Consider the following 13,503-nt stretch of genomic DNA (forward strand, 5'->3'; position numbering starts at 1 on the left):
GTGAACTACTCGGCAACTGAGTTGCCAGAGCATCTGAAATCTGGCGGGATACCGCCTTTTTCAGGGTGCGTCCATGACACCAATACTGCTTGCCTTCCGGCTATGCAGCTACCTTTATTATTTCTGGCTTTTTTAGTCCGGTTACGGACAGTTCCTTCTGTTTTCCGAATACGGAAAGATATTTCCGCAGGATATTAAACGCGCCTACCGCATCTGCATTGTATCTTACTCCGTCAGTTATATACATGCCCCGTTCTTTTCGGTTTGAGGCTTTTGCATATCTTTTTGATACCTTGGGTGATAATGGGCTGCACTGGCTGGTATAGCTTTCTTCCTGTCTTATCAATTGAATCCCATATAGTTTCAGCTTATATTCCAGCATGATATACAGCCTGTTGTATGGCAGGCTGTGGAACTTCTGGTTGGTCTTATGCCCCATATCTTTTTCTTTGCGGATATTTCGGATGTCTCCCACAACCACACAGCGGATATCTTCTTTTCTGCAGTATTCTGCAATCCATCTGGTTGCTTTGTGAAGATAATCCTTCACCGCATTCTGCTTTTTCCTGTAAAGTCTCTGGATATGTTTCGATGATTTTGGATATTTTACTCCTCTTTCCGACTGCTGTGCATACCATACAGACTGTACTCTGGCGATCTCTTTATGAAAGTATCTTTCCAGGGAAAGATATTTTCTTCCCAGGATAAAAGTACTGCCATTTCCAGAATCATAACAGGTCATCAGATTATGAAGTCCAAGATCAATCGATAAATAATGTCCATTCTGGGAGAGTTGTTCCGGCTCTTCAATCTCACAGATAACAATAAGCTCACATTTTCCGTTTTCCGGCGGATAGATCCGCAGCTGTTTTATATGATCCATGTCCCTGAAAATCTTATTTTCAAGATATAGAAATTTTTCATGGATCCCGTAGGTTTCTTCCATATAGCTTTTCAGATCCTTTGGCAGGGACAGCCGCAGCTGGTCTGAGCCTTTCTCATGCCGGATCCCCATCTGCATGTATGTGACCGGTATATTGTCCTGTTTAAAACGGGGCGGATTTGGATCTTTGATCCCTCCGGTCTTTTTCAGGATATAAAAAGATTTCCAGGCTTTATCCAGCTGCTTGCAGGTCTCCTGCGCTGTCTGTGACGGAAGCTGTCTGTACCATAGATCACCTTTATGTGCTCTTTTCTGATAATACCAGTCAGGATACTTTGCCAGTCCCAGTTCTTTATAATGATGACGTTCATAGTTGCAGATATTCCAGAGTTTGGAAGCTGCATAACACATATGCCCTATGATATTGGAATATTCCGGCCGGATTTTTGTAGATATTTTGTGTGACAGCAGCATTCCTCTTCCCCCCTTCAGACAATCTTGCGGATCTGTATTCACAGTCCGCTTTAAATTAATACGACTTGCTCTGATGTTCAATATAACGGCGGATATTTTCCTCAGATACAGATCCAATCGTTTCCACATAATAGGAATGGTTCCACAGCTCTCCCTTCCATAGCTGGTTTCTTATTTCCGGAAAACGTTCGAACAGTTTTCTTCCGGTGATCCCCTTCAGATACTTGACGATTGCTGTTATGGATAACTTTGGCGGAGCCGATACAAAACAGTGGACATGATCCCCTTCACCACATTCAAATAAATGAACAGTAAATCCCTTATCCTCAGCAATCTGCTGCACCAGTTCCTGAAGATATTCCTCAATTTCTGGTTTTAATATCTTCCGCCGGTATTTCACCGACCACACCATATGGTAGTTGATATTACACACACAAGTTCTGTAATGTATTAGTTTTTCTTTCATACATATAGTATATCATATTGAATTGTAACACGCAATAATTATTCGAACGTATTTTCGTTCTTATTATATGCCGGTTACGGCATTAATATCAAAGCATTAATATCAAAGGATGAGGAGTATTATACTATTTGCATTGTGCAGATATGCACACTCTCGCGCTTTCATCTACTACAATATATTTATGGTTAATATCCCTTACAGCCAGTAAGGAATTATCCATCTTGTTGCTTAAGCTGTTAAAATGTATGGAGCAATCGGTATATCGTCTTATTCATCTTGGACCTCGCGTCCGTTGCCGAGACTGATAACCAGCTCCTCATTTGCAGCGTTCGTTTTATGCAGGTTGAACTGCTTTCGGTACGTTCGTGTCACACCACAGTAGATGGAATAGGCAATGAGTAAAACTGGTCTTTATCCATTGCATAATCTGATTTTAAGGAGTGACAAATTTATGAATATGAATGCAGTAGGTATTGATGTTTCCAAAGGAAAAAGCATGGTTGCTATCCTTCGTTCTTATGGTGAGATCATTTCAAAACCATTTGAAGTCAAACACACAGTCAGTGGGATTCGCTCTCTCATTGAGCAGATCCAATCCATTGATGGCGAATCTCGTATTGTCATGGAACACACCGGTCGTTATTACGAACCTCTTGTCCGTGAACTTTCGAAAGCTGACCTTTTTGTATCTGCCATAAATCCCAAACTCATCAAAGATTTTGGAGACAACTCTCTCCGCAAAGTAAAGTCCGATAAAGCGGATGCAGTAAAAATTGCACGCTATACTCTTGACAGTTGGACGGAACTCAGACAGTATAGTCTAATGGATGAAATTCGTAATCAACTGAAAACCATGAACCGCCAGTTTGATTTTTACATGAAACACAAAACCGCTATGAAAAATAATCTAATCAGCATCCTTGACCAAACTTATCCGGGAGCTAACACTTATTTTGACAGCCCTGCCCGTGAGGATGGAAGTCAAAAATGGGTTGACTTTTCAGCCACCTACTGGCATGTGGATTGTGTTCGTAAACTCTCTCTAAACGCCTTTATCGACCACTATCAAAAGTGGTGTAAACGCAGGAAGTACAACTTCAGCCGTTCAAAAGCTGTTGAAATCTATGAAGCATCTAAGGAGCTTGTTTCTATACTTCCAAAAGACGATCTGACAAAGTTAATCATCAAACAGGCTGTAGAACAATTAAATACGGCTTCACAGACTGTGGAACAGCTTCGTACCATGATGAATGAGGCTGCTTCTAAACTGCCGGAATACCCTGTTGTCATGGCTATGAAAGGTGTAGGTAAATCGCTTGGTCCACAGCTTATGGCAGAGATTGGTGATGTCTCCCGATTTACCCACAAAGGAGCCATTACAGCCTTTGCAGGCGTTGATCCCGGCGTAAATGAATCCGGTTCATATGAGCAGAAAAGCGTTCCTGCTTCCAAGCGCGGTTCCAGTACTCTTCGTAAGACTCTGTTTCAAGTCATGGATGTTCTCATCAAAACAAAGCCACAGGATGATCCTGTCTACTTGTTTATGGATAAGAAACGAGCACAAGGAAAGCCTTATTACGTCTACATGACAGCCGGTGCGAATAAGTTTCTTCGCATCTACTATGGTCGAGTGAAAGAATATCTGTCTTCACTCCCAGAATAAATATCTCGTCAATACCTTTATTTTAGACCAGCGAATATCGGTGGTCTTATTTTAATGTTCAAAATCTTGCAAAAATTTTTACCTGAAATCATCAATTTGCTATTGACTTTTTATTTGCAGGCTCGGTAATTGAATTGCCGAGGATTCCCGCTTTTTGTCCTAAAATCCTTTTCCATTGGAATCGCATATTCATTTCCAATGATGTCCAGTTTTTCGTTTACCGTTAAATCTTGAGATAACAATGCTCCCAGTAACCTATGTAACTCATATTTCTCCTCATGCTTCGGAAGTTCTTCGGCAAGCCCAATCATTACGATATTAATCAAATCCATATTTCCCTTCCACGTATAGGAATTTACAACACTGTCTTTTACCAGGTGAATATGTTCTAGACTATTTTTCGGCATATTCATACAGACCCAAATGGAATAGACTCGCTTGATATCATTATAATTTGAATTTGAAAAATCTCTTTCTTTCCGTGAGGAAATCATTCGGCTTACATAAAAGATTGCCCGATTCAATATATCATATCCGTTCAGTTCGTCCTTTTGGGCTTCCACATTAATAATAATCTGTGACAATCCATCTCTCAGCCTGACATAGAATATAATGTCAAATCGTATCATTCCCTCATGAAGCTCAGGATTTTTAGAATTAAGACCAATCACACGAGATTCATCATTTTTAATAACAGTATTAGTAAGACCTGTATCTATTGGAACAGAGTTAATAAATGGTTCGCCTTCAATATAAGGCACCACATCTTTCGGATCCCAAAAGTCTTTCTCCTTTTCTACAGCACTTCTAACACTATTCTTCGGCTATATATGTATATAACTCTAAATCTGTATTTTCAACAACAGCCAATTTTCCTGCACTGCGCATCCTCGCGGAGCGTTTATCTCAGTCGGAGATTGGACTCCCACTGAGACGAACTTGCTGTTACTCACCACCTGACCAACTGAAAGAGGCGGGAGTCTTCTCGACTGAGATAAAAATCGAGCAGAAAGTCTGCTGTTAATGGCTTTCTACCCGATTTTCCTGTAAGTATGTATATTAACCTTTTACACTTCCTGCAGTCAATCCTTCAATGAAGAATCTCTGACAGGAAATAAAAACTACAAGTATTGGAATTAGACTCAGCACAGAAAGAGCAAAAACATATCCCCACTGTGTAAACTGATGCTGTCCGAAAAATCCTGAAATAGCAATGGGTAAGGTCCTTTTCAGGTCATCATTGATGACCGTATTGGCCCAGGGAAACTCTTCCCATGCGGTAAGAAAATTAAAAATGGATACGGAAGCAATTCCTGGTTTGGTTAATGGAAGAATAATCTGAAAAAAAACAGTAAATACGCTTCCTCCGTCTATATAGGTTGCCTCGTCTAACTCTCTGGGAATATTCTCTACAAATCCTTTTATCATAAATGTAGAATATGGAATAACCCATGCGACATAAAACGGAATCAATCCAGATAACTTATTGATCACCTTCAATTTAACGGCTAACTCATACTGAGGAACGATTAAAGTAGTTCCAGGTATGATCATGGTTAACATGATGAATGTGAATAAAAATTTACGTCCCGGAAATCTAAACCTGGCAATACAGAATGCCATTGCTGCGGCAACGACGGCCGCTATGGCAACTGTTACAGTGGAAACAAAAATACTGTTAATAAAATTGTTTCCAAATTTTTTCTGTCGTAAAATGTACTGGAAATTTTCCAAAGTAATTTCTTTTATTTTTGGAAAAAATCTGGGAGGATATTCATATAATGCACCATTTGGCTTCAACGCAGTACTCAGCATATAAATCATTGGAAGAACAACAATGATAAGCCCCAGAGTGAGAATCAGGTATATGATTCCTTTATAAGCCGCTTTCTTGGATATTTTCAAACTCCCACACCCCCTAATCAAGTTTACTGTGGTCCATCATCCGAAATTGAACAATTGCCAATATTCCCAATACTACTGCAATAATAAAGGAAAGCGCTGCGGAGTAACCAAATTCACCTGTGCTGAAAGCTTTATAGTACATCCAGGTTAATACACTTTCTGTCTTATGCCCTGGATTTCCATCTGTAATCATTTTGATAGATGTAAATACATTAAAGCCACCAATGGTGAGCATTACAAGTGCAAACAGAATCGTTCCTTTTATGGACGGAATCGTTACATAGAAAAATTTAGCAATGCTTCCTGCACCATCTAATGCTGCAGATTCATATAAGTCCCTTGGAACCGTCTGCAAAGCAGCTAAAAATACTACCATATTCCAGCCAATTCCTTTCCAGGTTCCCAATAGCATTGCAACACTCATTCCACCCCATCGACTGTCCAGCCAATGGATGTTTCCGCTGGTCAGATGTATTACTTTGGTGAGAAAATAGTTTAACAGTCCTTCGGTGTTAAAAACATATTTAAACACTAAGGATGCAATTACCCAGGAGGTGATAACGGGAAGGTAATATGCCACTCGATAACTAATAGAAAATTTATTAATATTGTTTATGAGCATGGCGATCAGAAGTCCCAGTATCATTTGTGCAGGTACTGTTATCAGCGTATACACAATAGAATTGGAAAATGCCAGGTGAAAATATGAATCTGTTAATACCTCTTTATAATTGGCAAATCCGATGAACTCCTGATCAAACATAGAGCCAAAATCCCATTTGAAAAAGCTGGTGATAAATAACTTTACGATTGGATAAATGGTAAAGAATCCAAAAATCAAAATACCTGGAAGGAGAAGAAATCCAATCTGGATATTCTGGCTTTTCTTTGTTTTCATACGATCCCTCCCGTTAACTTAAGAGTCTGTTCTTTTATTCTTCTGCTAATAAATCGTCTACTTTTTCTGCCAGTTCATCCATGGCATCCTGTGCGCTCTTCTCTTCGTTCATAACAGCACTTACAGCAGTTGCAAGTTCACTGTCGATTTCAGACCAGCAGGATACAGTAGGTCTGGATTCCGCAGATTTAATGGCTTCGATAAATGGTGCAAAATCTGCATTCTTTACGGTATCACTTTCGAGAGTAGCTTTATTTACCGGAATCTGGCTGCATTTTGCCATTTCTTCCTGAGCAAACTCCCCAGTCATAAATTTCATGAATTTCCATGCAGCATCTTTGTTTGCAGTATTAAACATGGAAATATCCTCGCCTCCAAGAACGGAATGAGAACCGCCCTCTCCTTTTGGCATTGGGGCTGTAGCATATTCAAAACCCGGATAAGAGCCTTCCATTTCGGAGATTTTCCATGGACCATCCATGATCATGGCATATCTTCCAGTTCCAAAACCATCCGTCATTGGGATATCTCCACTGTTCCAGCCGGTGATTGCACCTTCTTTATACAGATCCGCAAGTGTCTGGATTGCATTTACGGTTTCAGCGCTGTTTAAGTATCCGGTAGCCTTGGTCTGATCCTCATTGGTTATGGAACCACCCATGCTCCAGATAAACGGACATAAATTCCATCCTGCTAATGCTGGTTCATCATAGCCCCAGATCTGCTGGCCATTTTCATTTTCGCCTGCCAGCTTCTTGCAGTCCTCTATAAATTCATCCATAGTAGTCGGCGCAGAAAGTCCGGCATCTTCGAAGGCCTTTACATTATAAAACAGTATTTTCGTATTTGTATTTAACGCAAGTCCGTAAGTATCCTGTCCAATCTGAGCGGTACTCATGGCACTTTCCAGAAGACCGTCCGCTACTTCCTGATAATCATCCATCTCCTGGTTTAGCGGTACTAAAATTCCCATTTTTTCAAATTCAGGTACCCAGGCACTGTCAAGGCGTGCTACATCGGGAAGTGTTTCAGATTTGGCACTAATCAGAATCTTTTCATGAAGGTCTGACCATTCATGGGAAACTGCATTTACCTTAATATCAGGATTTTCTTTTTCAAACTCAGGAATCAAAACATTATTCAATGTCTCGTTTTCAGCAGACTGCTCACTATAATGATGCCAGAAATTAATGGTAACCTCTTCTGCATAACAGGGTGCTGTGCCCAATGCTGTCACAAACATTGCTGTTGATAAAATAGCGAATAATTTACTGCTTTTTCTCATCTTTCATTCCTCCTGTTTTCAATACGATACCTTCAAATGCTTTCAAAGATAATTTTATACTTCCCCGGCAGGGAATCATGTCTTCATTAAAATATTTTGTGTTTACCAGCTTTTCTGCCTCATAACTTTCGCCAGTCAAAAGATTCTTATACCTGGCAATTTCCAGAACAGGAAGCCGCACCTCATATTCCTCTTCTGTCCCATTCATAAGAACGTAAATCTGCTGATTTTCTGACTGACATAAATACCCATATATCATTTTTTTACATACAAGTGGTATAATGTTTCCTGTTCGTAGACAGGAATATGATTTTCGGATACTAATTATTTTTTTATAAAAAGATAATACTTCCGTGTTTTGTTTTTCTTTTTCCCATTCCATGCATCTTCTACAATCAGGATCATTATCACCATTTAAGCCAATTTCATCACCATAATAGATGCTTGGAGCTCCTGGAAAACACATCTGGAACAAAGCGGCCAGCTTCAATCGGCGAATATCACCTTTACAGTTCCATAAAAACCGTTCCGTATCATGGCTGTCTAATGGCTGGAAAAGTGCTTGTCTGATTTCTTCCGGATAATGAGAACGCATCTGGCAAATCCTGTGATTAAACATTTTTGCATCAATACTGCCCCTGGCAAAAAAATCTCTCACACTATCCCGAAATACATAATTCATGATACTATCTACGGATTTTCCATCTAGCAATGAAAACCCGTCTCCCCATGTTTCTCCCAAAAGGAGACAATCCGGATACGCTGATTTAATTCTGTATCTGATTCTGGCCCACAAAGAGGGATCAATTTCATCAGCTACATCCAGGCGCCATCCATCAATATGATATTCGTTCAGCCAAAAGGCCATCACATTGTAAATATATGATTGCACTTCCGGATTTGCTGTATTCAATTTGGGCATGTATCCATAATCTCCAACACATTCATAATCCGCATCGGTTTCAGATACTTCTACAGGAAATCTCTTGATATAAAACCAGTTACAATACCGTGATAATTCCTGTTTTTCAATTACATCCTGAAACGGAGCAAAATGAATGCCACAGTGATTGAATACTCCGTCAAGAATGATTTTTAACCCATATTTATGACAGGTCTCAACCAGTTCCCGGAATGTTTCCTTTGATCCAAACGAAGGATCGATCTCCAGATAATCCGTTGTAGCATATTTGTGATTAAAATCCCCTTTAAATATAGGAGTCAGATACAGGCATTCTACTCCAAGAGAATCCAGGTATTCCAATTTTTCCAAGATTCCTGCCAAATCTCCGCCCATATAATTCTCTCTATTAGGAGCAGTTCCCCATTCCTGGCATCCGGGAGGATTATTAGAAGGATTTCCGTCAGCAAAACGTTCCGGGAAAATCTGATAGTAAATCACACCTTTCGCCCATTCAGGAATTTTTAAAACATTAGTTTCATTTGCATAGAGAAATTCATAAAAACCATCTCTGGGTTCATTTTCACTGGTGTCCCATGCATTCTGAAAATAAAGCTTTCCTGTGTTGTCAATCAACCTGAAATAATATTTCAAATATCTTAACGTATCTGTTGTAATCACTTCAGCTGTAAAATGGTCTCTCACTTCATCTCTGATCACACGCTGCATAGGATAACTGCTGATTTTCTCCGGTGCAGTTCTTGGGAAAACCAGCAATTCACAGGTTTTGATATCACCAGCCGCGGCATGTATCGTCACCACTAATCTCTTTCTGCTGGCAAGATACACATCTGGATAGCCTGCGTGATGTTGTACTGCCGGTATATTCATTTTTTCTCCAATTCCGCATTGGTTTTGATATACTTTCGTTATTATACATTTTGAGTAGAAGCTCTTACAATTAACTCTGTAGAAATCAGGTTCTCTCTTTGTATATAATCTTGATCTTTTATTTTATTGATCAAAACCTCTGCTGCCATTTCCCCAAGCTTGTAGGTATCGATATCCACTACGGTAAGTGGCGGATCCATATATTCAGCAAAGGGATAATTATCAAAAGTTACGATTCCAATTTCCTTGGGTACCTGTTTTCCAATTTTCTTCATAGCCTGCAGTACGTGAAAAGCAATTATATTGTTAGAACATAAAAACGCGTCTACATTTTCCTGTTCTGTTGCTTTTATAATTTTTCTTTCCAGTTCTTCCTTATTCTTCTCCTTGAAAATAATACAGGTATCTTTTTTATCCAAAGCTTTCTCATAACCCTGGATTCTTCGTTTGGTAAACATGGCATCCAGATCATCTGCTGCATAAGCAATCTTTTTATAGCCACAGTTAATCAAATGCTCAACTGCTTTTACGCTTCCCTGGAAATTGTCCATATCTACCCAGTTCATAGTTTCATTTTTTTCCGGTTTTTCTCCCATTACTATCCATGGAATATTTTCATTTTTCAGGGCTGATAAAATATTCTGGTTCAATTCTGAAGCAGTCAGAATTAACCCATCCACTCTGTGTCCAAAAATCAGTTCACATGCCGGAGAACTTTTTTCTTCCACATCATTTGTGATCAAAAGACTGTAACCGTTTCTCTGTGCTACTTTTTCCATTGCATAAACACTTCGTGTGAAAAAGGTATTGGCAAATGCATTCTCATTGTCAGCATCTACAACTAATCCAATCGTAAGAGATTTTCCTTTCGCAAGGTTTCGTGCAAGGCTGTTGGGATGATAATTAAGCTCTTTCATTGCTTTATAAACTTTATTTTTCATCTCATCTGAAATAGGTGCTGTTCCATTAATCACTCTTGATACAGTTGATTGAGAAACTCCCACTTTTTTTGCGATATCATTTAATGTTGCCCTCATATGCATCCTCCCTGATATAAGATTATTCTTCTGATCTTTATGTAATCATGATTTTGGTGTTTTGACACCAAAATTATATTCTTGAATTAACCCTGTTGTTTTATCGTTATTATAATCTTATATCCAGCATTATGCAAGCGGTTGCATTCCATAGTAAAAAAATTTTGGCATGACCTCCTTTCATCTTTTTGTTATGCAAGCGGTTGCATAGTTTGGTAATTATATACGCCTTCGTTATGAAAGCGCTTGCATTAACTATGCTTTATTAATACCACTTCTTATCAGAAATGTCAATTCAATTTTAAAAGAAACTGATATTTTGTGTATTCTACACAAATTCATGCTCTTATTATTGTGATACCAGGATTGTGGGAGTGCATAGCACGAAACAGTCCGTAGGTATCATAGCCTCGGGCTTTTGTCCGAGGCATCATTTTCTAACATACTTAAGTATGATTCAGAAAAATACAGAGCAGTTATACAAAATATGTGTAACTACCCTGTATTTGGTGAGTTTTCTCCTGTGTTTCAAGGGAAAACAATAATTCTGTTATCTGTTATATCTTTTCTTTTTGCTTACAATTGCTGTGCTGATGGCTACACCGGCACTGGCAATCAACATAGCAAACCATAAAGGCACATTACTGGTATCACCTGTTTGGGGAATGGTGGTCTTTTCTGCTTTGGAGCTTGCTGTATCGCTTGTTTTAGGACCTTCCGTTTCACTTGTTATTGGTTTTTCCGTTTCTTCTGTATTCGGCTTGTTTTCGCTGGGGGTTATGGTCGGCGCAGGTTTACGCTTCCAGGTCGCTTCATATGTTGCATTTCGTCTGTTATATCTTCTTCTGTTTTACTTTCTCCTGAATTACCCTCTTCTGCACTACTTTCTTCTGTACTGCATTCTCCTGTTTTGCTTTCGTCTTTTATGCTTTCGTCTGCTTTGCTTTCGTCTGTTACACTCTCTTCGGTTCTGTTTTCTCCCGGTGTACTTTCCTGCTTTGACATCTAAGTCTTTTCTGCTATGGTATCCTTATCTTCCGCAGCAACCGTAGTATCCTCAGTTGCAAATGCTGTTGCAGGCATCACAGACAACAACAGGCAGCCTGTGAGCAAAACAGACAAGCGCCGGACCTTTCCCTTCTTTCTTCTTTCTTTTTTCATTTTTCATAACCAGCCACCATTCTTCCTTTCATTCATAGCTATACTTTTTTGTCTACTCTAATTATAGCATTAGCTCTGCTGGTTGGAAAAATGTTTTTTAGAGGTTGTTATGTAAAAAGAAAAAATATTTCACTTATCTCTTAATCTGTCCATAATAGGCATTATTGCCATGCTTCCTGTAATAATGCTTATCCTGCAGTTCCTGGGGTGCCGGTTTTACATGCGGATTGATCAGCTCACAACGACACGCCATCTTAGCAACTTCCTCAAGCACAACAGCATTATGCACGGCTTCATGAGCATCCTTACCCCAGGTAAAAGGTCCGTGATTCTTGCAGAGCACAGCAGGTACAGCTTCATAATCAAGTTGTTTGAAATGCTCTGCGATCAGAACACCTGTATTTTTTTCATAAGCTTCATCGATTTCCTCTTTTGTCAGGTTACGCACACATGGAACCTCTCCATAAATATAATCTGCATGTGTTGTACCATAGCATGGAATGGATCTGCCGGCCTGAGCCCAGCTGGTTGCCCACTCAGAATGTGTGTGCACGATTCCTCCGATATTCGGGAATTCATTATACAAAACCACATGTGTAGGAGTATCAGAAGAGGGATTATATTCACCTTCTACTTTATTTCCATCAAGGTCAACTACTACCATGTCTTCTGGCCTTAGCTTATCATACTCTACACCACTGGGCTTGATTACAAAAAGTCCTTTTTCACGATCAATACCACTAACATTACCCCAGGTAAAAGTGACCAATCCATATCTGGGAAGATCCATATTTGCTCTGTAAACTTCTTCTTTTAATTTTTCAAGCATACTCGTTCTCTCCTTTTCACACAACGTAAGCCATCGTTTCCGGTAAATACATGGTTATCTTGGAAATCCTGCTCCAAAAAAATTCAACATCTTTTCACCTCGTCTCATATCTTCAAGTAAAGTACTTGTTATATACTATATCAGTTACTGCTTTTTCAGACAAGACTTTGTAATACTGGATATGACTTAATCCATAGAAAAACAAAAAGTTAAATACAGAACGTTCTTATTCATCGCCACCAATGGATTTCTGTTACAAGAAGCAATACAATACTAAGAATCAAGATGGGCACCCTGAATTTCACTATTTTCTTCCCCAATTTTACCATCATAAAATTTTCACTTCCTTTTATATTTGTCTATATTTTTCTTGATTATATCTTAGGCTTTCTCTTAACAACAACAAACAATCCCCCTGTTTTGTTAAAAAACCAGACAAATATATATGGTTTTCCTAATAAAAATATTTCCGATCAACCTGCTTTTTGTGTCTGACATAAAAAGAGCCGCTGTGTTTTTACAGCGGCCTTCCAATTCTCTCATATTATATTACTTTTATCTGGCAAACCTTCATAGCCTCCAGCGCCTGTTCATGGCTCTTGGGCGTTACGCCTGCACAGCAAAGGGAATCCACGATAATTGGCACCTCCGGCAAAAATGCTTTCAGCAGCATAGCATTGGAGATCACGCAGATATCTGTACAAAGACCAACCAGGGTAATACTGTGGATAGTCTGGGATTTATGAAATTCCTTTAGAACCTTTCCTAATGTTTCGCTGCCAAAAGTTGGCTTGTCAATTGGGCCTGATTCCAGAAGCTCTGCGATCTCATCCCTGATCTCCCAGCCGTATGTTCCCCGGATGCAGTGCTCCACAGGAAGCATTCTTCCCTCCTGGGTCTGAAGATAATCACCGCTGTGAGTATCTCTGGTCGCCAGCACCAGACCGTTGAAATTCTTTATCTTGTCCACCACATTAGGCACGATTGCTTCCGCCTCTGGCGTGCCAAGGGCTCCGTCAATAAAATCATTCTGCATATCGATCACAACTAAAATGTCCATATTCATCCTCCGTGTTTCACATGCCATACCAGATACCATATAATTTCTGG

General features: G+C 39.5%; 13 protein-coding genes. 1 reads left to right on the forward strand and 12 read right to left on the reverse strand.

Annotation, left to right across the window (positions count from 1 at the left end):
* Window positions 1–100: 100 nt before the first annotated feature.
* Both OCV61_RS01865 and tnpA read right to left on the reverse strand, forming a co-directional pair.
* Window positions 101–1,357 carry an RNA-guided endonuclease InsQ/TnpB family protein gene (locus OCV61_RS01865; protein WP_262582601.1) on the reverse strand — a complete coding sequence of 419 codons (1,257 nt, stop codon included), beginning with the start codon at window positions 1,355–1,357 and terminating at the stop codon, window positions 101–103.
* A 55-nt stretch (window positions 1,358–1,412) separates the two neighbouring features.
* Window positions 1,413–1,823, reverse strand: coding sequence for an IS200/IS605 family transposase (tnpA, locus tag OCV61_RS01870; RefSeq protein ID WP_158420381.1), 411 nt, complete (start codon window positions 1,821–1,823; stop codon window positions 1,413–1,415).
* Window positions 1,824–2,280: 457 nt separating this feature from the next.
* On the opposite strand from tnpA, the gene OCV61_RS01875 reads away from it, so the two are divergent.
* Window positions 2,281–3,486: an IS110 family RNA-guided transposase gene (locus OCV61_RS01875; RefSeq protein WP_172678354.1), complete on the forward strand. Its 1,206-nt coding sequence runs from the start codon at window positions 2,281–2,283 to the stop codon at window positions 3,484–3,486.
* A gap of 110 nt (window positions 3,487–3,596) precedes the next feature.
* Here OCV61_RS01875 and OCV61_RS01880 read toward each other — a convergent pair whose 3' ends face one another.
* The 10 genes from OCV61_RS01880 to OCV61_RS01925 form a co-directional block, all read right to left on the reverse strand.
* A complete protein-coding gene (locus OCV61_RS01880) occupies window positions 3,597–4,247 on the reverse strand; it encodes a PD-(D/E)XK nuclease family transposase (RefSeq protein ID WP_317258450.1) in 651 nt (216 codons plus the stop codon).
* 298 nt (window positions 4,248–4,545) lie between these two features.
* Entirely contained in the window at window positions 4,546–5,391 is an 846-nt protein-coding gene (locus OCV61_RS01885; RefSeq protein ID WP_158420383.1) for a carbohydrate ABC transporter permease, read from the reverse strand.
* Between the two features lie 13 nt (window positions 5,392–5,404).
* Entirely contained in the window at window positions 5,405–6,289 is an 885-nt protein-coding gene (locus tag OCV61_RS01890) for a carbohydrate ABC transporter permease (protein WP_158420384.1), read from the reverse strand.
* A gap of 34 nt (window positions 6,290–6,323) precedes the next feature.
* A complete protein-coding gene (locus tag OCV61_RS01895) occupies window positions 6,324–7,574 on the reverse strand; it encodes an extracellular solute-binding protein (RefSeq protein ID WP_158420385.1) in 1,251 nt (416 codons plus the stop codon).
* Window positions 7,558–9,366 carry a glycoside hydrolase family 13 protein gene (locus OCV61_RS01900; RefSeq protein ID WP_158420386.1) on the reverse strand — a complete coding sequence of 603 codons (1,809 nt, stop codon included), beginning with the start codon at window positions 9,364–9,366 and terminating at the stop codon, window positions 7,558–7,560. Before OCV61_RS01900 ends, OCV61_RS01895 begins: the two co-directional genes overlap by 17 nt.
* Window positions 9,367–9,407: 41 nt before the next feature.
* Window positions 9,408–10,403, reverse strand: a complete 996-nt coding sequence (locus OCV61_RS01905) for a LacI family DNA-binding transcriptional regulator (RefSeq protein WP_262582602.1) — start codon at window positions 10,401–10,403, stop codon at window positions 9,408–9,410.
* Between the two features lie 777 nt (window positions 10,404–11,180).
* Window positions 11,181–11,408: a hypothetical protein gene (locus OCV61_RS01910; RefSeq protein ID WP_158420388.1), complete on the reverse strand. Its 228-nt coding sequence runs from the start codon at window positions 11,406–11,408 to the stop codon at window positions 11,181–11,183.
* Window positions 11,409–11,564, reverse strand: coding sequence for a hypothetical protein (locus OCV61_RS01915; RefSeq protein ID WP_262582603.1), 156 nt, complete (start codon window positions 11,562–11,564; stop codon window positions 11,409–11,411).
* Between the two features lie 133 nt (window positions 11,565–11,697).
* The gene (locus OCV61_RS01920; protein ID WP_158420389.1) at window positions 11,698–12,393 is read right to left on the reverse strand and encodes an L-ribulose-5-phosphate 4-epimerase; all 696 of its coding nucleotides are present in this window, start codon (window positions 12,391–12,393) and stop codon (window positions 11,698–11,700) included.
* Window positions 12,394–12,937: 544 nt separating this feature from the next.
* A complete protein-coding gene (locus OCV61_RS01925; RefSeq protein WP_158420390.1) occupies window positions 12,938–13,453 on the reverse strand; it encodes a cysteine hydrolase family protein in 516 nt (171 codons plus the stop codon).
* Between the last annotated feature and the right edge of the window lie 50 nt (window positions 13,454–13,503).

It is taken from the genome of Blautia ammoniilytica, from assembly GCF_025566965.1.
Lineage (GTDB): Bacteria > Bacillota > Clostridia > Lachnospirales > Lachnospiraceae > Blautia_A > Blautia_A ammoniilytica.